Origin of the sequence: Pleomorphomonas carboxyditropha, from assembly GCF_002770725.1 — a bacterium.
Taxonomy (GTDB): Bacteria; Pseudomonadota; Alphaproteobacteria; order Rhizobiales; family Pleomorphomonadaceae; genus Pleomorphomonas; species Pleomorphomonas carboxyditropha.
The window spans coordinates 80,308-105,781 of sequence record NZ_NQVN01000018.1 but is presented as its reverse complement, the minus strand read 5'-3'; the positions used below and the strand labels follow the sequence as shown (position 1 = coordinate 105,781).

The window sequence follows — 25,474 nt, the reverse complement described above, 5'->3', positions numbered from 1 at the left end:
GATCAGCCTTTCAGTCCGGTGTGCGCCAGCCCTTCGACGAAGTGCTTCTGGGCGACGATGAAGACGAGGAGGACGGGCAGCGCCGTCAGCGTGGCGGCGGCGAGCTGGATGTTCCACATCGGGCCGCCGTAGGCGTCGACATACTGGGTCAGCGCCTGCGGCAGGGTGAAGACGCTGGGGTTGGACAGGTAGACGACCGGCTCGAGGTAGAGGTTCCACGAGTGCAGGAAGGTGAAGATGGCCACCGCCGCCAGCGCCGGCCTGGCGAGCGGCAGGGCGATGGTCCAGAAGATCTTCAGCCGCGACAGGCCGTCGACGCGGGCCGCCTCCTCCAGCTCGCCGGGCAGGGCGATGAAGAACTGCCGCATGACGAAGGTGGCGAACACCGACGGCGCGCCGAAGATCGGCACCAGGATCAGCGGCCAGTGGGTGTTGATCATCCCCCATTTCAGGAACATGCGGAACAGCGGCACGATGGTGACCTCGGAGGGGATCAGCAGGCCGGTGAGCACCACCAGGAACAGCGCGTTGTGGCCGGGGAAGCGGATGCGGGCGAAGGCGTAGCCGGAGAAGGAGGCGACCAGCATGGTGCCGGCGGTGACGACGGCGGCGATGTAGGCCGAGTTGAAATATTGCCGGGCGAAGGGTTGCAGGCGGAACACGTCGGCGTAGGAGGAGAAGTCGTAGGTGGTCGGGATCAGCGCCGGCGGAAAGGCGAAGATGTCGGAGACCGGCTTCATGGAGGAGGTGACCATCCACCAGGTCGGGAAGACGAAGGGGACGGCCAGCACGCAGAGCAGCCCGTAGAGGACGAGCTTCAGGCGGGGCGACAGCTCAGTTTTCATAGAACACCAGCCTCCGGCGCATCTGCCATTGCAGGACGGTCAGCGTCAGCACGATGACGAACAGCAGGATGGCCAGCGTCGAGCCGTAGCCGAACAGGTGGAACTGGAACGCCTGCTGGTAGAGGTAGTAGACGAGCACCGTCGTCGACACGCCGGGGCCGCCCTGGGTCAGCACGGCGATCTGGGCGAACACCTGCAACGAGCCGACCACGGTGATGATCGAGGTGAGCAGGATGGTCGGCGAGATCAGCGGCAGGGTGATGCGGCGGAACTGCTTGAAGCGCGGGGCGCCGTCGACGCGGGCGGCCTCGTAGAGCTCGTTGGGCACGCCCTGCAGGGCGGCCAGGAACAGCACCATGTTGAGGCCGACGTTCTTGAACACCTGGACGACGACGACCGAGATCATGGCGGTGGTCGGGTGGCGCAGCCAGTTCGGCCCCTCGATGCCGAGGGCGCCGAGGAAGCCGTTGATGGTGCCGTTGGCCTGCAGCAGGAAGCCCCAGACGATGGTCCAGGCGACCAGCGAGACGACCACCGGCGAGAAGAACAGGGTGCGGAAGACGACGATGCCCCTGAGCTTCTGGTTGACGAGCAGGGCGAGGGCGAGCGCCAGGCCGAGGTTGAGGACGACGAGGCCGGCGGAGAACAGGGCGGTCGCCCCCAGCACCTCGGGCAGGGTGGGGTCCTCCAGGAGCTTCCGGTAGTTGGCCGCGCCCTTGAAGGTGAAGGTGTTGGCCAGCACGTTCCATTCGTGCAGCGAGTACCAGAAGACCAGCGCCAGCGGCACCAGCACGAACAGGACGATGCCGACGAGCTGCGGGGCGACGAACAGCAGTCCCACGACGCCGTCGCGGCGTTCGATGGTCCAGAAGGGCCGGCGGTAGGAGCCGTCATCGGCGGTCATCGCGGGGCCTGCCTTTCGTCTGTGGTATTTCCGGGTTGCCGGGCTCAGCGGGCGAGCAGCGGCTCGATGCGGCGGCAGATGGCGGCGAGCGTCGCCGGCACGTCGGCGTCGGGCACCCAGGCGGCGTCGAGGCCGGCGCGCACCGCCTGGTGGATCTCGGCGAGGCCGGTGTGGCCGGGCTTCACCTTGCCGGTGGCGATGCCGTCGATGACCACCGTGTCGATCTGCTCGGCCGTCAGCAGCGGGTTGGCCTTGGCCAGGATGTCGGTGGTGAGCTGGCTCTTGCGCGGCGGCGGGAAGTAGGCGGCGAGCTTGGCGGCGTTGTCCGGGTTGGTCATGAAGGCGAGGAATTCGGCGGCGAGCGCCGCGTTCTTCGACGAGGCGAAGACGCCGATGCCGGCCTGGCCGATGACGGCGTATTTGCCGGCCGGGCCGGCGGGCAGCGGCACCAGGTCCCAGTCGAAGGGGTTCTCCTTGGGCAACAGCGAGGCGCGGCTGATCTGGGTGATGGTCATTGCCGCGTCGCCGGCGAAGAAGTCGGCCGAGACGCCGGGCGCCGGCATCGCCTTCTTCTCGAAGATGGCGTCGTGGATGAAGGCCATGGCGTCGGCCATCGGCTGGTCGGCCATGGTGCAGGTGCGGCCGTCGGCGCTCCAGGGCGCGGCGCCCCAGCCGTTCCAGATGGTGGCGAGGTTGTCCCAGAGCTTGTAGTCGAAGTCGCGGACGATCAGGCCGGCCTTGCCGTTGGCGGCGACGGCGGCGGCGAGATCGACGGCGCTGTCCCAGGTCCACTTGCCCTCTGCGATCAGCTCGGCCGGCGTCGGCTTGCCGGCGGCCTTGATCAGGTCGTTGTTGACGAAGACGCCGAAGGGCGAGGTGGAGAAGGGATAGGCGTAGATCTCGCCGCCGGTGGACCACAGCTCCAGCGTGGCCGGGTTGACGTCGTCGAGGTCGTAGCCGGGCGCCGCCTTCAGCGTCTCGGTGAGCGGCGCCAGTGCGCCGGAGGCGACGAAGTCGGGCGCGCTGGTCTCGAAGATCCAGGCGAGGTCGGGGGCGTTGCCGCCGGCGATCTGGGTGGTCAGCGTCGTGGTGTAGCTGTCGAAGGCCAGGCTGTCGAAGGTGACGCCGACGCCGGGATGCGTCTTTTCGAAGTCGGCGGCGATGGCGTTGAACAGGTCGAGATGGCTCTTGTTGGCGCTCCAGATCGTCATGCGCAGGTTGACGTCGGCGGCGCCGGCAAGGCCCGCCGAGGCCAAAAGCGTGGCGGCGGCAAGAAGATGCGTCAGTCGCTTCATTGGTGGTTCCTCCTGGTTTTCTGTCGTTATGCGTTCCCCTCGGGCGGCGCGCGGACGCGCCACCGATGCGGCTCAGTAGCCGCGCACGTCCGGCCAGCGGATCTCGATGCCCTCGGCGTGAAGCCGTGCCTGGAAGTCGGCGGTCAGCGCGTCGTCGGCCTGGACGGCGTGCGGCGACAGGCGGTGGCCCAGGCAATGGGCGGCCAGCAGGCCGGCGGCCTCGCCGATGTTCCATTCGACCGGGTGCAGCCGGTAGCAGCCGTTGGTGATGTGGGTGGTGCCGATGGACTTGCCGGCCGGGATGAGGTTGCGCACGCGGCGCGGCAGCAGGGCGCCGAGCGGGATCTCGAACGGGCAGGAGCCGACGTCGATGTAGTTGTCGCCGCCGGTCGAGGGGTGCAGGTCGATGCGGTACATGCCGATGCCGACGGAATCGCGATAGTGGACGGCGCCCCGCTCGCCGCGCACGGCCAGCGACAGGTCCTGCTCGACCACGGTGGTTACGGCGCGGATGCGGCGGCTCTCGCGGATATAGGGCGCCATGGCGAGGCCTGTTCGCGTGCCGGTGACGTCGCCGCGCAGCCGGAGGCCGGGGAAGCCCTCTCCGCCGTCCTCACGCGGCGCCTCGGTCTGCAGCCAGTAGAAGACCGAATGGGCGAGGCCGGCGGCCGCCTTCAGCCGCTCGGCCTTGACCGCCTCGGGCACGTCGATGATCGGCGCCTCGAAATAGTCGAGCATCGGCCAGTTGACGAGGCAGATGTCGCTTTTGTAGGCGCCGGGCACGAAGTGGCGGCGGGCGGCGATGCGGCGGAAGGTCCAGAGGTTGCCGTCGCCGGGATTGACGCGCTGGTCGGCGTCGACCAGCAGCGGGTCGTCGTCCGGGTTGGGGGTGAACGAGCGGGTGACGAGCTCCAGCGTGCGCGGATGCGGCGAGCGGAAGCCGAGGAGCGGCCCGCCCCAGAAGGACGGCGCGTAGGCGCGCCAGAAGTCGTAATCGTCGGGCTTGTCGCCGACGTGGTTGCCGTCGACGTGGTCGATGGCGAAGCAGAAGGACACGGCCTGCTGGTTGCCGGGCTGGGCCTCGTCGGGGGCGGAGGGCTCGCCGGTCTCCCGGCGGCTCTCGAAGCCGGTGACGTATTCGGTGCCGGTGAGCGGCAGGAGGTCGCCGAGCTCGGTGGCGTCGATGACGTAGGGCGCGCTGCAGACGACGCGCTCGCCGCTCAGGCAATGGGCCAGCGTCACGGCGCGCACCGTGTCGCCGTCGACCTCGGCGGCGACCGGCCGGAAGGGTTGCAGCACGGTCAGTGCGCCGCCGCCGCGATGGGGCGCCAGCATCGCCTCGATCACCGCCAGGATGACGCGCGGCTCGGCGCACAGCCGGCTGACCCAGCCGGCGCCCGGGTTGAGGTCGGCGGCGGCGCGCGAGCGCTCGGTCAGGGGATAGTGGTCGCGGTAATACTGGCGGACGCCGTCGCGCAGGGCGCGATAGCTGCGGGTGATGCCGAAGCGCTCGACCCAGGAATGCTCGTCCGACGGCACCGCCTGGCTGGTGAGCTGGCCGCCGAGCCAGTCGTATTCCTCGGTCAGGATGACGGTGAGGCCGCTGCGCAGCGCCGCATGGGCGGCAGCCACGCCGCCGAGGCCGCCGCCGACCACCAGGATATCGGCCGAATACTCTTTCACGTGGTGATTTCCTTCTTGTCGGACATGCGGGAAGCGGGTGCCGCGCGCGGCGGCCCGAGGGTGGCGCCCTCGACGAACTCGCAGGGCACCAGCACCTGCCGGCCGGGCCGGGCGCCGGCGGCCAGCGCGGCGGCGAGCATGGCGGTGGCCTGGCGGCCCATCTCCTCGCGCGGGATGCCGAAGGAGGTGAAGGCGACGCCGGGCGGCCGGCGGGTGCGCTCGTGGCTGCCGGTGACGACGATGGAGAGATCGCCCGGCACGGCGAGGCCGCGGCGGCGGGCCGCCGCGTCGACCTCGATGGCGTCGGCCAGCTCCAGGAAGAAGGCGACGGTGGCGCCGCTTGCGAGAACCGCGTCGAGCGTCTCGTCGGCGGGGCGGTGCTCGACCGGGACGTGCAGCGCCAGCTCGCCGCCGGCGGCGGCCAGTCCGGCGAGGAAGCCCTGCCAGCGGTCGCGCATCGATTCGGCCCGCTCGGCGTTGCCGACATAGGCGAAGCGGCGATGGCCGAGGCCGACGGCGCGCTCGACCATCACGGCGGCGGCGGCGGCGTAGTCGGCGCCGACGTAGGGGACGGGGCCGCCGGCGTCGTCGCGGCGGCCGATGGCGACGAAGGGGTAGTCGCCGGCCATCAGCCGGGCCAGCTCGTCGCGGTCGAAGGAGCGGCCGATGATCAGGCAGCCGTCGGCGAGCCGCAGGCGGGTGTGCTCGTCGAACAGGCGGCGCCGGCCGCCGGAGCCGGCGGTGAACAGCAGGAGGTCGTAGCCGAGCGCCTGCGCCGCCTCCTCGATGCCGAGCATGAACGGGGCGAAGAAGTCGGCCTGGTCGGAGGGAAAGGCCGGCTCGTAGGTGAAGACGCCGAGGATGCGGTTGAGGCCCTTGGCCATGCGGCGGGCGACGGGATCGGCGACGTAGCCGGTGTCGCGGATGACCTTCTCGACCCGCTCGCGCGTCTCCTCGGGAATGCGGGCGTCGCCGGCGGCGGCGCCGTTGAGGACGAGCGACACGGTGGCCTGGCTGACGCCGGCAAGGCGGGCGATATCCTTCTGCGTCAGGCGCCTGACCCCGGCCACGGACGTCCTCCTCCGTTCGCCGGCTTTGGTGCCGGCGGCGTGTTTTTATGCTGGATAGTGGCTGCTAATGCGTATTAGCAAGTGGCGGCATTAAGCGCAGCCCGATGGGCGTTTGTCAAGCGGGCCATCGGGTGCGGGGGAGGCGGCGGCGGTGCGGCGATGGGATCGCGCGGGTATCCATCAAGTTGTCATCCCCGCGCAGGCGGGGACCTCAGACCGGAAGGGGTGAGCGGCGGATATAGGGCTCTCCGAAAGAGAGGCGCGATCGATATGTGCCTAGCGCCTCTTTCGGCCCGAGGTCCTACGCCTTCGCGTAGGATGACACTCTATGGGGAGACAAGGCAAGGATGGAGGGTGATGCGCTATCCGGCTGTTTCCTCTATATAAATCTGTCATCCTACGCGCAGGCGTAGGACCTCGGGCAGGAAGATGCGAGCGGCGGATATAGGTCTCCAACCGAACCGGAGCGCTGTCTGGCATCGTCGGATTTTGCAGCGGCAAGCCCCAAAGCATCAGGCGCTGAGGAAGGCCGTCCGGTTGCCGTAAATGTATCGGTTTGTTGCTAACGGCGCGGCTAAGACGGCTTACGACAATTCGCCACGCCTGCACCATTGAATTTGCCAAATCGGGGCGTTCCCTCGCGTCGTTCAGGTCAATGGGGTGCCGTCATGAGTTGCGTTCCGAAAATCAACGGTGTCTATTGGCTGTGCCTGGCGCTTGCCAGCCTGTTCGGCGCCAACGCGGGCGATTTTCTGGCGGATGGGCTCGGCCTCGGCCCTCTCGGCGGCCTTGCGTTTCTCGCCGCCGGTCTCGCCGGCGTCTTCCTCGCCGAACGTTTGCTGAAACAGACCGGCGCGCTTTCCTTCTGGGCGGCGATCGCCCTCATCGGCGCCGCGGCCGCCAATGTCGCCGACGCTTTCCACGAGGCCGGCGTCAGGTTCGCCACCTCGGTGCCGGTCGCCTGCCTGCTGCTCGCCTTCATGGTGATCGCCTGGCGTACGCGTGCGCCGTCCACCCAGGAGCAGGGGTTCATCCCGGTCACCGGCTATTACTGGCTCACCATGCTGGTGGCCGGCGTGCTCGGCACCGTGGCCGGCGACGCGGCGTCCTATCCCCTTGGCTTCGGCAATTTCGGGGCGATGGTCGCCTTCGCCATCCCCCTGACCTTCCTGCTGGCCATCGGGCGGCACGGGCTCTACACCGACCTCGGCTTCTACTGGCTGGCCGTGGTGTTCATCCGCGCCGCCGGCACGGCCGCCGGCGATCTCCTGACGCACGGCCTCCACGGCATCGCGCTCAGCACGGCGCTCAGCGGCATCGCCTTCGCCGCGTTCGCCGTCGTCGCCTACGAGCTGCGGAAAGGCAACAAGCGCCGGCAGGTGCGGGCGGTGGGCGAGGGGATGCCGTGAGTCCGCGTGGATGCGCATGGGCGTGCATGGACTCGCATGGCGGCGGCGCCTGGTCTCATGACAACCATTAATTGTACATCAGGCCGGCCGTTCGCTCCCTCCCGTCGCGGCTGTGGGCGCCCGGGCGGGGCGGCGACAGGTGGTGGACGGGGCAGGGAAAACCAAGCGAAGCGCAGCGAGCCGTATCGGTTTGCCGGCGTCCGGACCATGCCGGGGGTCAAGAAAATCAGACCCCTTCCGCGCCAGCCCGCACACGTGTAGCGTGCCATCTGGTCTGATTCGCCCGTTCTCCCGTCCGGAGCCGCCCATCATGCAGCTTGGCCGCAGCCGCCATCGTGACTTTGTTGCCCTCGTGATCGTTGTTGCCGCCCTCGGCGGTTCGCTGCCGGCCCGGGCCGGCGATGCCACCGGCGCTCCGGATTTCACCGGCTGGTCGATTTATGGCGGCGTCGGCGCCAGCAATGCCGGCCTGTTCACCAGCGGCGACGTCGACGGCGCGCTGATCAACGCCGAGGTGCGCGCCCCGGCGCTGGACGCGCCCTGGTGGCTGTTCTCGCCGCGGCCGACGCTCGGCGTCGACATCGCCACCGAGGACAAGCTGATCAGCGACGCCTATGCCGGCCTGACCTTCACCTTCCTGAAATATGGCGATCTCAGCTTCGAGGGGCAGCTCGGCGGCTCCGTTCACGACGCCAAGCTGAAGAACGATCCCTCCGGCCGCGATCTCGGCTGCCACGCGCTGTTCCACCTCGGCCTCGACGTCGACTGGCGGGTGACCGAGAACTGGTCGGCGCAGCTCTACGCCAGCCACATGTCGAACGCCGACCTCTGCGACGACAACAACGGCTACGAGAGCGCCGGCCTGCGGGTGGGCTATCATTTCTGAGCTTCAAGCGGAGCGCTAGGGGGCCGTTCAGGCTGAGCGCTATAGCGGCCGCTTGCTCCGTTCTGCCCGAGGTCCTGCGCCTTCGCGCAGGATGACAGAATTATATATATAAAACAAATATATGGCGCGTCCATAACCTGTCCATCAGGGGTCATCCTGCGCGCAGGCGCAGGACCTCGGGCAGAAAAGGGCGCGGGGGAACTATCGTGCGCCCGCTAATGCCTGACCCTATCTCACCGCTCGGCCACCATGGCCGGGGCGACGTTGCTGTCGGCGAGGAATTTCCGGAAGGCGGCTTCCGAGCCGTAGAACACGTTGCGGTCGGCGTTGCCCCGGACGCCGGCGACGCGGCCGGTCGAGGTGTATTGCCAGAAGTGCCAGTGGCGGTCGCCGTATTTCTCGTGCGGCTTGGCGGCGGTGGAGCGCACCCACAAGGGATAGCTCTCGAAGGCGCCGTCCATGCGGTCGCGGTAGAAATCGAGCGTGGTGTAGATCACCGGCCGCTTGCCGTAGTAGGCCTCGACGGCGTCGAGGAAGGCCTGCATGTCGGCGTGCAGCTCGGCGGCCGGCGGGCGCTTGGTGCAGGTGGGCGAGGTGGGCGTCCACTCGATGTCGAGCACCGGCGGCAGGGCGTCGGGGTCGCGCGGCACGTTGCGGATATACCAGGCGGCCTGCTCGATGCCGGGGCGGCAGTGATACCAGAAATGATAGGCGCCGCGCAGCACGCCGGCCCGCGCCGCGCCGGCGAAATTCTCGGCGAAGCGCTGGTCCAGCCGGTCGCCGCCTTCGGTGGCCTTGATCCAGGCGAAGCGGATGTCGTCGCCGGCCACCGCCTGCCAGTCCACCGCCTCCTGGAAATAGGAGACGTCGATGCCCTCGATGCTGTCCTTGGACGGCTGGCGGATCTCGAAGGTCGGCCCCTTGTGGGCGGTGGCGCGCACCGGCTCGTCGTCGAAGCTGAGCGCCGAGCAGCCGACGAGCAGCGCCGACAGCGCCAGCGCCGCCGAGCGGACAATGAGGGAACGGGACTTCACCATCGACAAGCCTCTTGCGCGGGATCCGGCCGCGGCGGCGCGCCATCCCTCGGCGCCGAGCATCCCAGCACAAGGATAAGGATTTGTTAACCACGACGAGAGGGGCGGTTGACCGCCTCATCCCCTATACCGCAGCGCTTCGGCCAGCACGCCGAGGGCCGGCGAGGCCTGGCGGCGGCTCGGGTAATAGAGGTGATAGCCGGAAAACGGCGGGCACCAGTCGCCGAGCACTTCAACGAGGCGGCCGGCGTCGAGCCATGGCCGGGCGGAATCCTCCATGACGAAGGCGAGGCCGAAACCGTCGAGCGCCGCCCGCAGGGCCTGCGACGACGAATTGAACACCAGTTGCCCCTCGCCGCGCACCTTCAGCGCCTGGCCGTCCTTCTCGAACTCCCAGGCGTAGAGGCCGCCGTAGGTGGGCAGGCGCAGGTTGATGCAGCGGTGGGCGACGAGGTCGTGCGGCGTCAGCGGCGCCGGGTGGCCGGCGAAATAGGCGGGCGAGCCGACGACGACGAGGCGCAGCTCCGGCCCGATGCGTACGGCGATCATGTCTTTCGCCAGGTGCTCGCCGAGGCGGATGCCGGCGTCGTAGCGCTCGGCGACGATGTCGGTGAGGCCGTAGTCGACGATCACCTCGACGCCGATGTCCGGATAGCCGGGCAGCAGCTCGCGGAGCTTCGGCCACAGGATGGTGGTGGCCGCGTGCTCGCCGGTGGTGATGCGGATGGTGCCGGCCGGCTTGCCGCTGAGGGCGGTGACGGCGGCGAGCTCGCTGTCGATCTCGTCGAGCCGCGGGCCGATGCTGTTGAGCAGCCGCTCGCCGGCCTCGGTGGGCGCCACGGCGCGGGTGGTGCGGGTCAGGAGGCGGATGCCGAGCCGCTCCTCGAGGCCGCGGATGGTGTGGCTCAGCGCCGATTGCGACACGCCGAGCCGGGCGGCGGCGCGGGTGAAGCTGCGCTCGCGGGCGACGGCGAGAAAGGCGACGAGGTCGGAGAGGATCGGCTGGCGCGGCATTCATGAGGTCTCCTCATGTGTCTATGCGCCTTTGCCCGGGCGCCGGCAAGCCGGCGGCGGCGGGCGATTGGCGATGCGGCGCTTTTCGGGCGCTCCGGCGGCGTTATATTCATGAACCGCGTTCATGACGACATGCCATCGCGCGCGGCTAATCGGCAGCGGCGGCGCCTGATAGGGTCTCCCCGCCATGCCGACAGCCGGCCGCCGCCGCTCGCGTATCGCCCCGCGATCGACATGGCGGCGCGAAACCCGCCGCGCCCCGGCGGGTTTCAAATCGGAGACTCGAATCGACACCGACGCTCTCCGCCTCGAAGGAAACGACACATGCAGATCACCCGCACCGGCACGCGCCCCTCGATGAAAGGCCCGCCCGACTGGTTCACCGGCAGCGTGCGCATCGACCCGCTCTATGCGGCCGCCGGGCCGGCCCGGGCGGCCGGCAATACCGTCACCTTCGAGCCGGGCGCCCGCACCGCCTGGCACACCCACCCCTTGGGACAGGTGCTGATCGTCACCGCCGGCCTCGGCCGCGTCCAGCGCCTCGGCGGTGCCATCGAGGAGATCCACCCCGGCGACGTCGTCTGGTTCGAGCCGGGCGAGAAGCACTGGCACGGCGCGGCGCCGGACACCGCCATGACCCACATCGCCATCCAGGAAGAGCAGGGCGGCAAGGCCGTCGACTGGCTGGAGCAGGTGAGCGACGCGCAATACCTCGGCAAGGACTGACGGGAGATATCGATGCAAAAACGCATTCTCGGCAACGGGCTGGAGGTTTCGGTCCTCGGCCTCGGCTGCATGGGCCTCAGCTACGGCTACGGCCCGGCCACCGACCGCGGCGAGGCGATCCGCCTGATCCGCGCCGCCCATGAGCGGGGCGTCACCCTGTTCGACACCGCCGAGGCCTATGGCCCGTTCGTCAACGAGGAGGTGGTGGGCGAGGCGGTGGCGCCGTTCCGCGACGAAGTGGCGATCGCCACCAAGTTCGGCTTCATCGGCGGCGAGGTGGCCAGGGGCATGGACAGCCGGCCGGCCAACATCCGCGCCGTGGCCGAGGCGGCGCTGAAGCGCCTCAGGACCGACCGGATCGACCTCTACTACCAGCACCGCGTCGATCCGGCCGTGCCGATCGAGGAGGTGGCCGGCACGGTGAAGGACCTGATCGCCGAGGGCAAGGTGAAGCATTTCGGCCTGTCGGAAGCCGGCGCCGCCAGCATCCGCCGGGCGCACGCCGTGCAGCCGGTGACGGCGCTGCAGAGCGAATATTCGCTATGGTGGCGCGAGCCGGAGGCCGAGATCATCCCGACGCTGGAAGAACTCGGCATCGGCCTGGTGCCGTTCAGCCCGCTCGGCAAGGGCTTTTTGACCGGCGCCATCGACGACAGGACCAGCTTCGCCAGGGACGACTTCCGCAACCTGGTGCCGCGCTTCTCGCCGGAAGCGCGCAAGGCCAACCAGGCGCTGGTCGACGCCGTCGGCGCCATCGCCGACGCCAAGGGGGCGACGAAAGCGCAGATCGCGCTCGCCTGGCTCCTGGCGCAGAAGCCGTGGATCGTCCCCATTCCCGGCACCACCAAGCTCACTCGCCTCGAGGAAAACCTCGGCGCGGCGACGTTGGCGCTTTCGGCCGACGACCTCCGGGCGATCGGCACGGCGCTCGACGCGATTCCCGTCGAAGGCGCTCGCTACCCGGCACATCTCCAGGCGCGGGTGAGGAAGTAGAACCTGCCAGGTTATTTGTGTCGCCCTGCCGCCCGGGAGGCGATGGGGCAGGCTTTGGTTCGATGTAGGTTTCTGACGGCGAACCGATCGATCTCCTATCCTGGTTTGTAATCTATAGTTCACGGATATTGACAGCCTCCGGCCTGTGAACTACTGGCCATCGACATGGCCAGGGAGCTCCGAATGGCAATCGAGACGACCAAGTGGGACGCCGCCGAGTTCCTGACCAGCGACGAGGCGATCGCCGCCACCCTCGAAGCCGCCTTCGAGGATGGCGACCCGAAGATGATCGCCGTTGCCCTGGGCGACATCGCCAAGGCCAAGGGCATGTCGGCCATCGCCAGGGAGGCCGGCGTGACGCGCGAGGCGCTCTACAAATCGCTCAGCGACAAAGGCGATCCCAAGCTGTCGACGCTGATCGGCGTGATGAAGGCGCTGGGGCTGCGGTTCACGGTGACCAAGGCGGACGAGGCGGCGTGAGTTTGCCCCTTGTCCGGAGGCCTGCCTCGCGGCGTCGTGCGCTGTGTTGCCGTCGGGCGTCCATGTGCTTGTTCCATAAACATAAACTGTCATGGTCCGCGCAGGCGGACCATCTCGGGCAGGAAAGGCACCGAGGGACCTATCCCATGCCGTCTCGTGCTTGAGACCTATATTCGCCGCGTGCCAAATTCTGCCTGAGGTCCTCCGCCTTCGCGGAGGATGACAATCTATGGGAGGTACATTGTGCCGACCTATCCCTTGGTTCCCCCTATATAAAGCTGTCATCCTCGCGCAGGCGGAGGACCTCGGGCAGAACAAAGCTCGACGCGGATATAGCGCTCCGGCAACGCTGGGGCGTCTGATACACTCCTCATCGCCTTCTCGTCCCGAGGTCCTCGCCTTCGCGAGGATGACAATCTATGGGAGGTACCCGTATGCCGACCTATCCCTTTGTTCTCCCTATATAAATCTGTCATCCTCGCGCAGGCGAGGACCTCAGGCAGAATAAAGCTCGACGCAGATATAGCGCTCCAGCAACGCTGGGCGCCTGATACATCCCTCGTCACCTTCTCGTCCTGAGGTCCTCGCCTTCGCGAGGATGACAATCTATGGGAGGTACCAGTGTGCCGACCTATCCCTTTGTTCCCCCTATATAAAGCTGTCATCCTCGCGCAGGCGAGGACCTCGGGCAGAACAAAGCTCGACGCGGATATAGCGCTCCGGCAACGTTGGGGCGCCTGATACGCCCCTCATCGCCTTCTCGTCCCGAGGTCCTCGCCTTCGCGAGGATGACAGCTTTATATGATTGATTTGTAAGATAAAATTTCTCTGGTCGGACGGGAAAGGGCACCGAGGGAATTATCGGGCATCCTCCCGTTTTCGAACCCGCATACGACAAAGCGCCCGAACCGGTCAGGTGTCGAGCGCTCAACGTCGTCGTGTTTGTTTTGCCGGCCGGATGCCGTCGGGTCCTCAGAAGCCGAGGCCCCGGTTGGCGCTGCGGCGGCTGAGGTTCCGCTCGCGGGCTTCGAGGTCGTAGCGGTCGCCGGCTTCGTTGAGGTAGGCCAGATCGCGCTCGGCCTGGGTGGGGGCGCGGAGGAGCTTGGCGGTACGCTCGAGGGTGGCGAACATTTCTTCTTTTCCTTTCCTGACCGGAGGTTTCCGGCTTCTTTCTCTGATCTCTCTTGACGCCCTCAATATAGGCCCGGAAGCCGTCGCGACCTAATCGCAACTTCTGAAAGCCGCTTTCAGATTTCCTATAGGTAGAATCCCGTTGGCGAGGCGGCCCTGCTTCACATCGCCGCCTTCTGCATCGCCAGCCAGCGGCCGGGCGGCATGCCGAAGGCGCCGCGGAAATGGCGAGTGAAGTGGGCCTGGTCGGCAAAGCCGGCGTCGAGGGCGGCGTCGGCGAGGCGGGTGCCGGAGGCGATCAGGCGCTTGGCGCGATCGAGCCGGCGCATGATGAGGAAGCGGTGCGGGCTGGTGCCGGTGAGGCGGCGGAACTGGCGCGCCAGCTCGTAGCGGTCGAGGCCGGTCACCGCCTCCAGCGTCTCCGAGCGGACGGCCTCCAGGGCGTGGCTTTCGAGATAGTCGCGGGCGCGCCGCACGGCGGCCTCGGCGGTGGCCGATGCTCTCGCCTGCCCGAGGCCGGCCTGCCGGACGAGGCCGGCGGCGACGCGCATCAACACGTCGTCCATCTCAAGATCGCCCGGTTCGCCATCGAGGTCGGCGAGGATGTCGGCCAGCGCCTGCCGCAGGCCGGCGTCGCGCACCACGGGGTCGGCGACGAAGGGCAGGGCGCCGCGCGTGGCATGGGTGGCGGCGATCATCTCCGGCGGCAGGTAGATCATGCGGTAGATCAGGCCCGCCTCGTCGCCGGCCGCGCCGTCGTGCAGCTCGTCGGGGTGCAGCACGATGACGTTGCCGGGCCGGCTGAAGCGCAGGGCGCCGCGATAGCGGAAGGTCTGCACGCCGTGGAGCGTCAGCCCGAGCGCGTAGGTGTCGTGGCGGTGCGGCGAAAAGCCGTTGCCGTGAAAGCGCGCCTCCAGCCGCTCGACGCCGCCGTCGTCGATGGCGACACGCAGGCCGTCGCTGAAGCGGCCGCACGAACGTTCAAGACCGGCGGCGCTGGCCGGCGCTAAAGCATTCGCCGACTGGGTGGAAACATCCGGTCGAGCTGCGAATGCTTTAGCTTTTTCTTGAGCAGCCGCTTTTCGATCAGGTTTGGTCAACCTGATCGGCGGGTGCTTTAAAGCGTCAGCTTTTTCGATCCCCCGAACGGAGTTTGCCGGCATGTTCGACACCAAGATCGCCATCGTCGTCCGCGATGACCTCGCCCCCTGGCAGAAGCTCAACGTCACCGCCTTCCTGACGAGCGGCATCGTCGCGCAAACGCCAACGATCATCGGCGAAGCCTACCGGGATGCGGCCGGTCATGTCTACAACCCGATGACCATCCAGCCGATGGTGGTGCTGGTGGCCGACCAGGACACGCTGCGCAGTATCCACAAGCGGTCGCTGGAGCGCGGCGTGGTGACCTCGGCCTATGTCGAGGAAATGTTCTCGACCGGCCATGACGGCGCCAACCGCGAGGTGTTCGCCAAGTTCTCGCCGGAGGATGCCAAGCTGGTTGGGCTGGCGATGCGGGCGGAGAAAAAGGTGGTCGACAAGATCACCAAGGGGGCGAAGATGCACCCATGAGAAATTCTACTCCGGCGGCCGTCTAGCGAGGCTTTCAGTGCTTCCGGCGCTTACGGGCTGTTTTCTAGGGCGCAACGCCGAACGCAAAACCGCAAGGCACTTTTGCTGGCGTTGCTCAAGTTCGCTCCGCTCCGGCTCTCGAACTCGTCGTTATCTGCCGCGCCTCAGCGAATTTCGAGGCAGGCTCTGACGGCGTCGCCTCGTCAATAAGTTGTAGACACGACTCGCCTACGTTCAGTCCGGCGCTCATATGGGGACGGCGACAACCGACGAGTTCCGAGGCATAGATGGACCATAGCGACCCCCTCGGGCTTTATCGGGTGCTGGGGCTGACGCCATCCGCAACGATGGACGAAATCAGAACGGCCTTCAGGAAGCGGTCGAAGGAGACACACCCGGACAGCACGGGGCGGGCGTCCGCCGACGCGTTCCGCGAGGTTTCCGACGCCTACGACATTTTAGGCGACCCGATACGCCGCGGAGAATATGACAAAGCCGCTCGTGAGCTTGATGAGCAGCAGAGGGCCGCCGCTGAGTCTGCGTGGAAGTCGTCGCAAGGGGCTACTCAGCCCCCTCCACGCCCTGCGCCTTTCTCGCCGATGTTCCAGGCAATTGTAATGGGCGCGGTAATGCTGCTCGGTAGCGTGTTACTGCTATTAACTCTGGATGGCGATGCCGGGCTGCCGGCCAAGATGCATCGTGCCCATCCGGACGTCGCTGATCAGCCAGGTGTCGAGAGACTGATTGCATCTGAAATCCGACCTCGGATGACGATCGATGCAGTTCTCCAACCTCAGAGGTGGTTGCCGCTTAATTTCACCGCGTCCGAAATCCGACAGTGGTGGTTGGCGCCGCCTTCGCCTGTTTGCCAGCACATGCCGTTTGGCGGGTTGCTGGATGGAGAGGTGGCGTCGGAGAGTGAGAAGCATGGCGCATGGTTCAAAAACACAAGCGAACATGATGTTTTCGTCAAGATAAGAGACGTTAGTTCTGCTCACGTTGTCGCATCGCTATTTTTAAAAAGTGACCGACATTTCTATATTGATGAGCTGCCGGCGGGAGAATATATATACCAATACTCTGTCGGTGATTCTTTGGATATAACTTGAATTCATATGGAATTTTTGAACTTCCGCTGCCTCGCGTGAAGACAAAGAGATCTATATTGGGAGATGAATTAATTATCCCATATATCCAGGTTGGGGCTATTCTAAAGGACGGGTTCTTTAACCACCTTGACCTTTCTCTAAAGGACGGGTCCTTTAAACGTCATGCCTATTCTGCTCCGCGGGTATCACTCCGTGAGTTTCTGCGGCCTTAGGGCACTCCTCGCTGGTCGCCTGCGCTATTCCGGTTCTCAAGCGTTCCAGTCGACTGATCTCGGCAAGATGTTGGAACGATATGACGCTTTCGCGAATGACTTTTCCCTCGTCACACGTCCCAACAACGCCAACGTGAATCCCAACTTAGCATATGTCTTGCCATTTGGCGTAATGCGCCTATATTCACGACAAATGACAGGGCGAGCCATGATGCTGCAACCCATCGAAGCTACCCCGATCGAGCGTACGGACAGCGCCGCCATCACCGACGAGGAAGCGGCGGCGCTGGCGCGGGCGACGGTCAACCTCAGCAAGGCGTGGAAGCTCAGCGATGCCGAGGCGACGGTGCTCTTGGGTGGCATGTCGGCGCGCACCTGGGCGCGCTGGAAGGAGGGCAGCATCGGCCGGATCGACCGCGATCTCCGCATGCGCATGGCGCACCTGATGGGCATCCACAAGGGCCTGCGCTACCTCTTCAAGGAGCCGGCGCGCGGCTACGAGTGGATCAGGAAGCCCAACGACACCTTCGACGGGCAATCGGCGCTCGACCTGATGCTGCGCGGCGAGATGTCGGACCTTGCCGACATGCGCGCCTATCTCGACGCCGAGCGGGGCGCGTGGTGACGGAAGGAGTGGTCCGGCGCCGGGTTGCCTGGCCGAGAACCTTCCGGATCATCCGCTCGATCCATCCGCCGATCGACCTGTTCGAGGATATCGCCGACCCGCACGACTGGGAGGCGCTGGCCAGCGTCGAGGCGAAGACCAATCCGCGCGTGCGCGGCCTGATCGGCGATCTCGGCAAGGTGCCCAAGGGCCGGCGCGTCGGCGGCCCCAACGCCAGCTTCCTGATGGCGCCCTTCGTCCATTGCTCGCCGCTCAGGCCGGGCCGCTTCACCGACGGTGGCCATGGCCTTTACTATGCCGGCGACGGCGAGGACGTGGCGATCGCCGAGACGATCCACCACCACCAGCGCTTCATGGCGGCGACGCGGGAGGCGCCGGGCTGGACCTCGGATTTCCGGATGCTGGTGGGGGCGGTCGACAGCGAACTCGACGACGTCGGCGCCGTGCCGGGGGCGCTCGATCCCGACGACTATGCCGCCTCGCAGGCGCTGGGGCGTCGCCTGCGCGCCGCCGGCAGCGACGGCGTGGTCTATCCGAGCGTGCGGAAACCCGGCGGCTGGTGCATCGGCATCTTCTGGCCCGACGTGATCCCCATTCCCGTGCAGGGCGCGCACTACTGCTACCACTGGAACGGAACCCGGGTGGATTTCGTCAAGCGCTACGAGGCGGACGGGACGAACGCGGTGTTCGAGGTGATCTGAGAAGGGGGGGCGGACGGACGCAAGCCGGCGTGACCTTTCGTCATGGCCCCGGCTCTCCGGAAGTCGGATTCCGGATTTCGGTCCGCCATTCTAAACCTGTTCTTTGCAACTTCCGCCATATGATCGGCAGCCTTTCGCAAATGGAGAGCCGTGGCGGCCACCGGCCGCCTGTTCCAGCGCGGTCGGTGTTGAAATCCAGGTCCCTCGGCGGGTGCGATATGGCTGTGTCCTCGATGTCTGTCTTGAGCCGCCGTGCCTGGCTCGTCGCGTTCCTGGTGGCGCTGCCCGGTCCCGCCCACGCGCTGAGCCAGGATTATTTCCTGATCGACGACGTCTATGCCGACGCGGAAAAATGGACGATCGGAGTCAATGTCGCCCGTAAGTCCTGCTTCATGGTCATGGAATTCGCGGGGGGAACAGCTATCGAGGTGGGCAAGGACGCCAGCAACGGCGAGAGCGACTATTACATGATGTTCGCAAATGCCGCCTGGAAATACGAGGAAGACGAGGGATACGGCGTCGTCGTCAAATACAACCGGATAAGTACCTGGGAGGGCGACGCCGTCGGCATGAAGCTGAACAAGATGCGGGGGGTGTCGCTCGAGGGCATCAAGAAGGGCGTCGTCGACGAGTTCGGCTCGATGAGCTTCATGAGCCTCAGGATCGGCGGCAACAACCACGGCAATTTCAATCTGGCCACGACCGGCAAGGGGCTGGCCAAGATGGAAGAATGCGCCGATGCGGTGGCCGATGGCAGCATATCGCTGGAGGCGATCGCCGGCCGGATCGCCCAGAATGGCGCAGGCGGCGGGGAGCCGTCGCCGAAAGAGCAAGGCCACCGGGGGGAAGACACGATCGGCGGGCCGAAGAACAGGGATCCGGGCAAGGACCGGAAGGAAGAGGGGACGACCTATTCCACCGGCACCGGCTTCTTCGTCAACGGCGACGGCTATCTCCTGACCAACGCCCATGTGGTCGACGGCTGCGACGACGCCTTCGTAAGGCGGGGCAACACCGACGTTCAGCCGGCCGCCATCGTCGCGCGCGAGAAGGCCAACGACCTCGCCATCCTCAAGGTGGAGCGGAAGAACGCGACCTTCGGCAAGTTCCGCGGCACGCCGCAGATCCGCCTCGGCGATACCATCGTGGTGTTCGGCTATCCGCTGACCGGCTTCCTGTCGAGCACCGGCAACCTTTCGACGGGCCTCGTGGCGTCGCTGGCCGGCACGGGCGACGACGTGACGCAGTTGCAGATCTCGGCGCCGGTTCAGAGCGGCAACAGCGGCGGCGCGGTGGTCGACCAGTCGGGGCATGTGGTCGGCATCGTCGTCGCCAAGTCGAACCTGCAGGCGCACGGAACCGGCGAGGATACCGACATCGAGGTGATCCAGAACGTCAACTTCGCCATCAAGGCCGGCATGGCGCAGTTCTTCCTGGACGCCAACCAGGTCCGCTACGATGTCGAGCCGCCGGGCGACGACCTGAAGACGCCGGACGTGGCGGACATCGCCCGAGGCTTCACCGTGCAGGTGGCGTGCGAGATCAAGAGGTAACGGGCTAGAATACCCGCCGTGTCGCGATGTTTTTCTGCCGGAGGACTTCGTCTCGGCGGAGCGCGTTATGTAGCTGCTTTCATTATATAATTGTCATGGTCCGCGCAGGCGGACCATCTCGGGCCGGCAAGGGTGGTGAGGGGAATATCAGGCGCCCTTGCCCCGGGGAGACCGATATCCGCCGGGCGTTTCATCCTGCCCGAGGTCCTGCGCCTTCGCGCAGGATGACAGAATTATATAGGGGGAACAAATGGATAGCGCGCCTTCCGCGAAAGGCGGGAGGCTCGGGCGGGGGGAGGCAGCGGGACCGAGCCGCTTCCGACGCAAAACCGTAACATGTTCCTGCTGGTATGGCTGCTTGCGCCCGCCTGCCGCCCCTTGCCAAGCCGCCCCCTCCATGCCGTTCCGCTCGCCCACAGTCCGTGCCGTCGCCGCCCTGTCGGCGACCCAGTTGATCGGCTGGGGCGCCACGTTCTGGCTGCCCGCCGTCACCGGGCCGGCGATGGCCGGCGAGCTCGGCATGGCCTTGCCGATGGTCATGGCCGGGCCGACGGTGATGCTGGTGGTCATGGCCCTGGCGTCCTGGCCGCTGGGCGCCGTCTTCGAGCGCCACGGCGCCCGTCCGGTGATGGTGGCGGCATCGCCGCTCGGCGCCGCCGGCCTGGCGCTCCTGGGCCTTGCCGGCGGTCCGGCGCTCTACATGCTGGCCTGGGTGGTGCTCGGGCTGGCCGGCGCCGGCATGCTGACGACGCCGGCCCAGATCGCGGTGACCGAGATCGCCGGCGACAAGGCGCGGCCGGCGCTCGGCGTGCTGATCCTGGCCGGCGGGCTGACCTCGACCATCGTCTGGCCGCTCAGCGGGCTGTTGCAGGCCGCCTGGGGCTGGCGGACGACGACGCTTTTCTATGCCGGGCTGATGCTGCTGGTCTCGATGCCGCTGCACTGGGTGGCGCTGGCCCGCCGGCCGCCGGCACGGCCGGGGGAAAGATCCGCCGCGGCGGCGCCGGCCGAGCCCACCGCCATCGATCGGCCGCGCTTTGTGCTGCTGGCCGTCGGCTTTGCCGCCAACGGCTTCTTCACCTGGGGTTTCGCGCTGACCATCATCATCCTGTTCGAGGCCGGCGGCCTCGATCACGCCCACGCGCTGACGGCCGCCGCCTTGATCGGCATCGCGCAATGGGCCGGGCGGATGGTCGACGTGCTGGGCGGCCGGCGCTGGCCAGGCCTCGCCACCGGCCTTGCCGCCGCCGCGCTGTTTCCGCTGAGCTTCGTGGTGCTGCTGCTGAGCGGGAGCTTTGCCGGCGCCCTGCTGTTCGCCGCGCTCTACGGCATGGCCAGCGGCATCACCGCCGTCGTCCGCGCCACGCTGCCGCTGCAGATTTTCCCGGCCGCCGCCTATGCCCGCGCGTCGGCGCGACTGGCGGTGCCGCTCAACCTGTCGTTCGCCGCCGCGCCGCCGGCCTTCGCCGCCATCATGACGTCGTCGGGACCGCACGCCGCGCTGTGGCTGGCCTTCGCGATGTCGATTCTGGCCTTCGCGGCGCTGTCCGGCCTGTGGCTGCTGCGGCAGCGGACGGGCGGCGCGACGCAGCCGCTGGAGACGTGCTAGGAAGGGGCATGCCTTCGATACCGCTGCCGTTCGTCGTATCGCTCGTCCTCTGCCTCATCCTGACGCGGATGATCCGGCATGGCGCGGGAAAATTCGGGCTGTTTCCGCTGCTGGTCGCCGCCTTCGCGGTGCAGGCCACCCTGGCGGGATTGAGCTGGAACGTCGGCTGGCATCCGGCGCGGCTCGTCCAGCCGGTGATCGCCGCCCTGCTGCCGGCGTTGTCGTTTGTCGCCTTCGACCGGCTGCGCCACCACGAACGGGCAAAGACCCTGTGGCCGCACCTGATGCCGGCGGTCCTGGTGGCGGCGCTGGTCGCCTTCTGGCGCGCGCCGATCGATGTCGTGCTGTTTGCGATCGATCTCGGATATGGCGTCGCGCTGCTTGCCATGGCGCGGCTCGGGCCGGATATGCTCGCCGCCGTGCGGTTCAGCGACGAGCGGACGGCCCACCGGGCGCTCGTCGCCATTGCCGTTCTGCTCATCGTCTCCGCCTTCGTCGATGCGGCGGTGTCGGTCGATCTCTTTCTGGGTGACGGGCAGCGGGTGAGGTTGCTGCTGACCGCCGCGAGCGTGCTTTGGCTCGCCGTCGCCGGCTATGCCGCGACGGTGGCCGACGACAGCCGGCCCGACGCGGATGCAAGGCCGCTCGACGAAGGGCCGCCCGCTGCCGCGCCGCCGGCCGTCGATGAGGATGCCGCCGTCGTCGGCCGCATTCGGGAGCTGATGACGGAGCGGCACCTCTACCGCGATCCCGACCTGACGCTGGAGCGGCTGGCGCGCCGCGCCGGCATTCCCGCCCGGCGGATCTCCGCGGCGCTCAACCGCGTGCATGGCCGCAACGTGTCGCAGATCGTCAACGAATATCGCGTGCGCGACGCGCAACGGCGGCTGACCGCCACCGACGATCCGGTGACCATGATCGTGCTGGACTCCGGCTTCGGCACCAAGTCGAACTTCAATCGCGAGTTCCGGCGGGTGACGGGCATGACGCCGAGCGCCTATCGCCGGGCCGGCGGAACGGCGGACGGAATGTCCGTCGGCCCTTAGAGCCGCATTTCAGCGCGGAGACGACCTCGATCGCGATGTTGGACGTCCGAAATCGCGTTCGGAGGCGATGTCCATGGCCGCGCATTCCATCTTGCCGAGGGCGCGTCTTAATGCCGAGGCGCAATCCGACAAGACGAGGACTGCAATGAGCATTTTCCTGAAAGCCTTGGCCATGCTGGGCGCTTTTTCCGCCTTGATGCAAGCCGCGGGCGCGGCCGGCATCGTCGGCGTACGGCAGGTGTCGGCCCACTCTGGGGAGCGCCGCGCCGATCTCGAGGTGACCGTCTGGTACCCGGCGCTGCCGGGCGGCACGCCGGTCGTCCTCGGCGAGAGCGTGTTCTTCGCCGGGACGCCGGCCATGGGCGGCGCGCCGATCGCCGGCGGCCGGTTCCCGCTGGTGCTGCTGTCGCACGGCGCCGGCCTCGGCGGCAGTCCCGCCGCCATGAGCTGGATGGCGGCCGGGCTCGCCAGCCGGGGCTTCGTCGTCGCCGCGCCCACGCACCCCGGCAACGGCGGCGCCCATCGGTCGGCCGAGGAAACCATGAAGCTGTGGCTGCGGCCGCGCGATATCGGCGCGACGCTCGACGCGATGATCGGGGCGCCCGACTTCAAGGACCATCTCGACGCGGGGAAGGTGGGCGTTCTCGGGCTTTCCATGGGCGGCAGCACGGCGCTTGCGCTCTCCGGCGGCCGCATCGACCCCGACCGCCTTGCCGGCTATTGCGACGACGCGGCGCGCAACCCGTCGCTCTGCGAGTGGGTACGGCTGAGCGGCCTCGACCTGCACGCCCTGGATATGCGGGAGGCCGGCCGCGACAATCGGGACAGGCGGCTCGGCTTTGCCATGGCGATTGATCCGGCGCCGGTGGACGTGTTCGCCGCCGACAGCTTCGCCGGGGTTTCCGTCCCGGTGGAGATCGTCAACCTGGGACCGCCCGATAAAATTCCTCAGACGGCGAAGGCCGGCGGCATTGCCGCGGCCATGCCGCATGGCCGCTATCTGAATGTCGAGGACGCCAGCCACTTCAGCCTGTTCGGCCTGTGCAAGCCCGGTGCGGCCGAGATGGCCGAGCAGGAAAAGATCGGCGATCCGATCTGCCGGGACGGCGGCGGGCGCTCGCGGCAGGACATCCACGCCCAACTGGTCGGTCTGGCGGCCGCAGCTTTCGCCCGCGAGCTTGGGGTGGGGCGGTGAGCCTGGGTAGCTTGGTTTGGGCACGCGGTGCGGCGGGCCGCATGAGAGGAGCTTGGCAAATCGTCCATTTGTGATAGGTTACATGTAACCCTTGACGAAGGAGGAAGGCATGTCTTCTGCGTCCAGCCCCAAGTCGTCGCGCCTGAAGGTCAGCGCGCATCGTGCCCGTCTGCGCGCCCAGGGCCTGCGTCCGATCCAGATTTGGGTTCCGGACGTGCGCGCGCCGTCGTTCAGGGCGGAGGCGCACCGCCAGTCGCGGGCGGTCGCCGCGAGCGCGCAGGCGGCGGAGGACCAGGCGTTCATCGACGCGGTGAGCGACTGGGGCGAGGAATGAGGCGCGGCGATATCTGGACCGTTTCGGGTGGCAAGGATTATGCGGGTAAACCGCGCCCCGTGGTGATCGTTCAGGACGACAGCTTCGACGCAACGGATTCGATCACCGTCTGCGCCTTCACGTCGGATGCCACGGAGGCGCCGCTGTTCCGGCTTCCGGTCGAGGCGAGCGAGCACAACGGCTTGCGTCTCAAGTCCCGTCTGATGGTCGACAAGATCACCACCGTTCCGAAATCCAAGCTGGGCCAGCGGATCGGGCGGCTCGATGACGAGGACACCGTAAGCCTCAATCAGGCGATGCTGGTGTTTCTCGGTCTGGCGGTGTCGCCGAGGGTAAAGGCCGACGGCTAATACGCGCGTGCCGCCGGCCCGCGTCCGTTGTCAATGAGGGCAGCGGCAGCCGTCGGGGCCTGCCCTCGACCCGGCCATCTTGTTGAGGGCGCCGGATTCCTTCAGCGGGCAGGGGTGGGCCGGATCGCCGATCGCCGCGAACAGCGCGGCATCCTCGCCGATGTCGGCGTTGGGCGTGGTGAGCAGCTTGTCGCCGTAGAACAGCGAGTTGGCGCCGGCCACCAGGCAGAGGATCTGCGCTTCGCGGTTGAGCGCCGAGCGCCCCGCCGACAGGCGCACGGTGGACGCCGGCATGACGAGGCGGGCGGTCGCCACCATGCGCACCAGGTCCAGCGGGTCGATGGGCGGCCGTCCGGCCAGCGGCGTGCCGGCGACCGGCACCAGCGCGTTGATCGGCACGCTTTCGGGGTGCGGCTCCATCGCCGCGAGGACGCGCAGCATCGAGGCGCGGTCGCGGACGGTCTCGCCCATGCCGATGATGCCGCCGCAGCAGAGGTCGATGCCGAAGGCGCGCACGGTGGCCAGCGTGTCCAGCCGGTCCCGATAGGTGCGGGTGGTGACGATCCGGCCGTAGAATTCCGGGCTGGTGTCGAGGTTGTGGTTGTAGGCGGTGAGGCCGGCCGCCGCCAGACGTCCGGCCTGATGCGGCTTCAGCATGCCGAGCGTGACGCAGGCTTCCATGCCGAGGGCGCGGACGCCCTCGACCATCTCGACGACGGCGTCGAATTCCGCGCCGTCGCGCACCTCGCGCCAGGCCGCGCCCATGCAGAAGCGCTCGGCGCCCGCCGCCTGGGCCGTCGCCGCCAGGGCGATCACCCTCGTCGGATCCATCAGCCGGTCCTTCGTCAGCTCCACCTCGCGGTGATGGGCCGATTGCGGGCAATAGGCGCAGTTCTCCGGACAGCCGCCGGTCTTGATGGACAGCAGGCTCGCCCTTTGCACCCTGTTGGCATCGTGATGGGCCCGGTGAACGGCATTGGCCCGGCCGATCAGCTCGAGAAGCGGCAGGTCGTGCAGGGTGGCGATCTCGTCCACCGTCCAGTCGTGGCGGATCGTTCCGTCGGCCGGGGTCATCGGCCGAGGCCCCCGAGGCGGGCCAGGGCGGCCGGCACCGCCGCCGAGCCCGCCGCCACGACGCCGATCTTGACGATATCGCCGATGAGGAAGGGCGCGAGGCCGGCGGCGAGCAGCCGGTCGGCCGGCACATGAACGGCAAGCCAGGCGAGCCCGAAGGCGTAGACCGGCACCAGTCCGGCCAGCATGGCCAGGAAGCGTCCGAGCGTTGCCTTGCCGGCGGCCAGCGTGCCGACCAGCCAGGCGGCGACGAGATAGCCGAAGAGATAGCCGCCGGTCGGCCCGGCCATGTAGGCGAGGCCGATGCCGCGCTCCGGGGTGCCGGAGAACACCGGCAGGCCGGCGGCGCCGGCCGCGAGGTAGGCGAGCATGGCCGACACGGCGACGCGCGGGCCGAAGGCCACGGCAATCGCCATGGCGGCCATGGTGTGCAGCGTCATCGGCACGGGCCAGAAGGGAATCTGAACCTTGGCGGCCAGGGTCATCAGGGCGGCGCCGGCGATGACGGCAAGCGCCGTCCGGGCCGTGGGCATCCAGCGGTTTTCGAGGGGGCGTACGGGCGCGTGGCTCATCCTGTCTCTCCTTCGGCAAAATTATAGATAATTTTGAGAATCTATCGCTAAAGGA

The 25,474-nt window shown here is 67.6% G+C and carries 26 protein-coding genes; 15 read left to right on the top strand and 11 right to left on the bottom strand.

The annotated features are described in order from the left end of the window. Positions 1-2 precede the first annotated feature (2 nt). From CJ014_RS20720 to CJ014_RS20700, 5 genes are all read right to left on the bottom strand, one after another. The gene (locus CJ014_RS20720) at positions 3-845 is read right to left on the bottom strand and encodes a carbohydrate ABC transporter permease (protein ID WP_100082404.1); all 843 of its coding nucleotides are present in this window, start codon (positions 843-845) and stop codon (positions 3-5) included. After that, the gene (locus tag CJ014_RS20715) at positions 835-1,749 is read right to left on the bottom strand and encodes a carbohydrate ABC transporter permease (protein ID WP_100082403.1); all 915 of its coding nucleotides are present in this window, start codon (positions 1,747-1,749) and stop codon (positions 835-837) included. Before CJ014_RS20715 ends, CJ014_RS20720 begins: the two co-directional genes overlap by 11 nt. A gap of 44 nt (positions 1,750-1,793) precedes the next feature. After that, positions 1,794-3,044: an extracellular solute-binding protein gene (locus CJ014_RS20710; protein ID WP_100082402.1), complete on the bottom strand. Its 1,251-nt coding sequence runs from the start codon at positions 3,042-3,044 to the stop codon at positions 1,794-1,796. A gap of 72 nt (positions 3,045-3,116) precedes the next feature. After that, a complete protein-coding gene (locus tag CJ014_RS20705; protein ID WP_100082401.1) occupies positions 3,117-4,727 on the bottom strand; it encodes an FAD-dependent oxidoreductase in 1,611 nt (536 codons plus the stop codon). After that, a complete protein-coding gene (locus tag CJ014_RS20700; RefSeq protein ID WP_100082400.1) occupies positions 4,724-5,797 on the bottom strand; it encodes a LacI family DNA-binding transcriptional regulator in 1,074 nt (357 codons plus the stop codon). The genes CJ014_RS20705 and CJ014_RS20700 overlap by 4 nt, the downstream gene beginning before the upstream one ends. Positions 5,798-6,465: 668 nt before the next feature. Between CJ014_RS20700 and CJ014_RS20695 the strand changes: the two genes are divergently transcribed. Both CJ014_RS20695 and CJ014_RS20690 read left to right on the top strand, forming a co-directional pair. After that, entirely contained in the window at positions 6,466-7,206 is a 741-nt protein-coding gene (locus CJ014_RS20695) for a COG4705 family protein (protein WP_100082399.1), read from the top strand. A gap of 310 nt (positions 7,207-7,516) precedes the next feature. Then, on the top strand, positions 7,517-8,092 hold the full coding sequence (locus tag CJ014_RS20690) for an acyloxyacyl hydrolase (RefSeq protein WP_100082398.1): 576 nt from the start codon (positions 7,517-7,519) through the stop codon (positions 8,090-8,092). A 233-nt stretch (positions 8,093-8,325) separates the two neighbouring features. On the opposite strand, the gene CJ014_RS20685 is transcribed toward CJ014_RS20690, so the two are convergent. Together CJ014_RS20685 and CJ014_RS20680 are read right to left on the bottom strand one after the other, a co-directional pair. After that, complete coding sequence (locus CJ014_RS20685; protein WP_100082397.1) at positions 8,326-9,129, bottom strand: glycoside hydrolase family 25 protein; 804 nt, start codon at positions 9,127-9,129, stop codon at positions 8,326-8,328. 114 nt (positions 9,130-9,243) lie between these two features. Beyond that, entirely contained in the window at positions 9,244-10,140 is an 897-nt protein-coding gene (locus tag CJ014_RS20680) for a LysR family transcriptional regulator (RefSeq protein ID WP_100082396.1), read from the bottom strand. Positions 10,141-10,464: 324 nt separating this feature from the next. Here CJ014_RS20680 and CJ014_RS20675 point away from each other — a divergent pair, with 324 nt between their 5' ends. The 3 genes from CJ014_RS20675 (at position 10,465) to CJ014_RS20665 (ending at position 12,339) form a co-directional block, all read left to right on the top strand. Then, positions 10,465-10,866, top strand: coding sequence for a (R)-mandelonitrile lyase (locus tag CJ014_RS20675; RefSeq protein WP_100082395.1), 402 nt, complete (start codon positions 10,465-10,467; stop codon positions 10,864-10,866). A gap of 12 nt (positions 10,867-10,878) precedes the next feature. Next, positions 10,879-11,859, top strand: coding sequence for an aldo/keto reductase (locus CJ014_RS20670; RefSeq protein ID WP_100082394.1), 981 nt, complete (start codon positions 10,879-10,881; stop codon positions 11,857-11,859). A 183-nt stretch (positions 11,860-12,042) separates the two neighbouring features. Beyond that, on the top strand, positions 12,043-12,339 hold the full coding sequence (locus CJ014_RS20665; RefSeq protein WP_100082393.1) for an addiction module antidote protein: 297 nt from the start codon (positions 12,043-12,045) through the stop codon (positions 12,337-12,339). Between the two features lie 972 nt (positions 12,340-13,311). Here CJ014_RS20665 and CJ014_RS20660 read toward each other — a convergent pair. Together CJ014_RS20660 and CJ014_RS20655 are read right to left on the bottom strand one after the other, a co-directional pair. Beyond that, positions 13,312-13,470 (bottom strand): DUF3563 domain-containing protein, encoded by a 159-nt coding sequence (locus CJ014_RS20660; protein ID WP_100082392.1) that lies wholly within the window; start codon positions 13,468-13,470, stop codon positions 13,312-13,314. A 161-nt stretch (positions 13,471-13,631) separates the two neighbouring features. Then, positions 13,632-14,570, bottom strand: a complete 939-nt coding sequence (locus tag CJ014_RS20655; protein ID WP_245427491.1) for an AraC family transcriptional regulator — start codon at positions 14,568-14,570, stop codon at positions 13,632-13,634. 61 nt (positions 14,571-14,631) lie between these two features. On the opposite strand from CJ014_RS20655, the gene CJ014_RS20650 reads away from it, so the two are divergent. The 10 genes from CJ014_RS20650 (at position 14,632) to CJ014_RS20605 (ending at position 23,773) form a co-directional block, all read left to right on the top strand. Beyond that, a complete protein-coding gene (locus CJ014_RS20650) occupies positions 14,632-15,039 on the top strand; it encodes a DUF2000 family protein (RefSeq protein WP_100082390.1) in 408 nt (135 codons plus the stop codon). Between the two features lie 287 nt (positions 15,040-15,326). Beyond that, positions 15,327-16,148, top strand: coding sequence for a J domain-containing protein (locus CJ014_RS20645; protein ID WP_100082389.1), 822 nt, complete (start codon positions 15,327-15,329; stop codon positions 16,146-16,148). Positions 16,149-16,568: 420 nt separating this feature from the next. Then, positions 16,569-16,985, top strand: coding sequence for an MbcA/ParS/Xre antitoxin family protein (locus CJ014_RS20640; protein WP_100082388.1), 417 nt, complete (start codon positions 16,569-16,571; stop codon positions 16,983-16,985). After that, complete coding sequence (locus CJ014_RS20635) at positions 16,979-17,686, top strand: RES family NAD+ phosphorylase (RefSeq protein ID WP_100082387.1); 708 nt, start codon at positions 16,979-16,981, stop codon at positions 17,684-17,686. The genes CJ014_RS20640 and CJ014_RS20635 overlap by 7 nt, the downstream gene beginning before the upstream one ends. 242 nt (positions 17,687-17,928) lie before the next feature. Continuing rightward, on the top strand, positions 17,929-19,239 hold the full coding sequence (locus tag CJ014_RS20630; protein WP_165790925.1) for a S1C family serine protease: 1,311 nt from the start codon (positions 17,929-17,931) through the stop codon (positions 19,237-19,239). A 397-nt stretch (positions 19,240-19,636) separates the two neighbouring features. Then, positions 19,637-20,848, top strand: a complete 1,212-nt coding sequence (locus CJ014_RS20625; RefSeq protein ID WP_100082385.1) for an MFS transporter — start codon at positions 19,637-19,639, stop codon at positions 20,846-20,848. A gap of 8 nt (positions 20,849-20,856) precedes the next feature. Next, entirely contained in the window at positions 20,857-21,894 is a 1,038-nt protein-coding gene (locus CJ014_RS20620; RefSeq protein WP_100082384.1) for a helix-turn-helix domain-containing protein, read from the top strand. A 145-nt stretch (positions 21,895-22,039) separates the two neighbouring features. Beyond that, on the top strand, positions 22,040-23,089 hold the full coding sequence (locus CJ014_RS20615) for an alpha/beta hydrolase family protein (RefSeq protein WP_100082383.1): 1,050 nt from the start codon (positions 22,040-22,042) through the stop codon (positions 23,087-23,089). Between the two features lie 109 nt (positions 23,090-23,198). Next, a complete protein-coding gene (locus CJ014_RS20610; RefSeq protein ID WP_100082382.1) occupies positions 23,199-23,423 on the top strand; it encodes an antitoxin MazE family protein in 225 nt (74 codons plus the stop codon). Continuing rightward, positions 23,420-23,773: a type II toxin-antitoxin system PemK/MazF family toxin gene (locus tag CJ014_RS20605; protein ID WP_100082381.1), complete on the top strand. Its 354-nt coding sequence runs from the start codon at positions 23,420-23,422 to the stop codon at positions 23,771-23,773. Before CJ014_RS20610 ends, CJ014_RS20605 begins: the two co-directional genes overlap by 4 nt. 30 nt (positions 23,774-23,803) lie before the next feature. Here CJ014_RS20605 and bioB read toward each other — a convergent pair whose 3' ends face one another. Further along, positions 23,804-24,847: a biotin synthase BioB gene (gene bioB / locus CJ014_RS20600; protein WP_100082380.1), complete on the bottom strand. Its 1,044-nt coding sequence runs from the start codon at positions 24,845-24,847 to the stop codon at positions 23,804-23,806. Further along, positions 24,844-25,419: a biotin transporter BioY gene (locus CJ014_RS20595; RefSeq protein WP_100082379.1), complete on the bottom strand. Its 576-nt coding sequence runs from the start codon at positions 25,417-25,419 to the stop codon at positions 24,844-24,846. The genes bioB and CJ014_RS20595 overlap by 4 nt, the downstream gene beginning before the upstream one ends. Positions 25,420-25,474: the final 55 nt, after the last annotated feature.

Coding starts and splice junctions, on each gene's coding strand:
- CJ014_RS20720 (WP_100082404.1), bottom strand. CDS start 845: ATGAAAACTGAGCTGTCGCCCCGCCTGAAGCTCGTCCTCTACGGGCTG.
- CJ014_RS20715 (WP_100082403.1), bottom strand. CDS start 1,749: ATGACCGCCGATGACGGCTCCTACCGCCGGCCCTTCTGGACCATCGAA.
- CJ014_RS20710 (WP_100082402.1), bottom strand. CDS start 3,044: ATGAAGCGACTGACGCATCTTCTTGCCGCCGCCACGCTTTTGGCCTCG.
- CJ014_RS20695 (WP_100082399.1), top strand. CDS start 6,466: ATGAGTTGCGTTCCGAAAATCAACGGTGTCTATTGGCTGTGCCTGGCG.
- CJ014_RS20690 (WP_100082398.1), top strand. CDS start 7,517: ATGCAGCTTGGCCGCAGCCGCCATCGTGACTTTGTTGCCCTCGTGATC.
- CJ014_RS20685 (WP_100082397.1), bottom strand. CDS start 9,129: ATGGTGAAGTCCCGTTCCCTCATTGTCCGCTCGGCGGCGCTGGCGCTG.
- CJ014_RS20680 (WP_100082396.1), bottom strand. CDS start 10,140: ATGCCGCGCCAGCCGATCCTCTCCGACCTCGTCGCCTTTCTCGCCGTC.
- CJ014_RS20675 (WP_100082395.1), top strand. CDS start 10,465: ATGCAGATCACCCGCACCGGCACGCGCCCCTCGATGAAAGGCCCGCCC.
- CJ014_RS20670 (WP_100082394.1), top strand. CDS start 10,879: ATGCAAAAACGCATTCTCGGCAACGGGCTGGAGGTTTCGGTCCTCGGC.
- CJ014_RS20665 (WP_100082393.1), top strand. CDS start 12,043: ATGGCAATCGAGACGACCAAGTGGGACGCCGCCGAGTTCCTGACCAGC.
- CJ014_RS20660 (WP_100082392.1), bottom strand. CDS start 13,470: ATGTTCGCCACCCTCGAGCGTACCGCCAAGCTCCTCCGCGCCCCCACC.
- CJ014_RS20650 (WP_100082390.1), top strand. CDS start 14,632: ATGTTCGACACCAAGATCGCCATCGTCGTCCGCGATGACCTCGCCCCC.
- CJ014_RS20645 (WP_100082389.1), top strand. CDS start 15,327: ATGGACCATAGCGACCCCCTCGGGCTTTATCGGGTGCTGGGGCTGACG.
- CJ014_RS20640 (WP_100082388.1), top strand. CDS start 16,569: ATGATGCTGCAACCCATCGAAGCTACCCCGATCGAGCGTACGGACAGC.
- CJ014_RS20625 (WP_100082385.1), top strand. CDS start 19,637: ATGCCGTTCCGCTCGCCCACAGTCCGTGCCGTCGCCGCCCTGTCGGCG.
- CJ014_RS20620 (WP_100082384.1), top strand. CDS start 20,857: ATGCCTTCGATACCGCTGCCGTTCGTCGTATCGCTCGTCCTCTGCCTC.
- CJ014_RS20615 (WP_100082383.1), top strand. CDS start 22,040: ATGAGCATTTTCCTGAAAGCCTTGGCCATGCTGGGCGCTTTTTCCGCC.
- CJ014_RS20610 (WP_100082382.1), top strand. CDS start 23,199: ATGTCTTCTGCGTCCAGCCCCAAGTCGTCGCGCCTGAAGGTCAGCGCG.
- CJ014_RS20605 (WP_100082381.1), top strand. CDS start 23,420: ATGAGGCGCGGCGATATCTGGACCGTTTCGGGTGGCAAGGATTATGCG.
- bioB (WP_100082380.1), bottom strand. CDS start 24,847: ATGACCCCGGCCGACGGAACGATCCGCCACGACTGGACGGTGGACGAG.
- CJ014_RS20595 (WP_100082379.1), bottom strand. CDS start 25,419: ATGAGCCACGCGCCCGTACGCCCCCTCGAAAACCGCTGGATGCCCACG.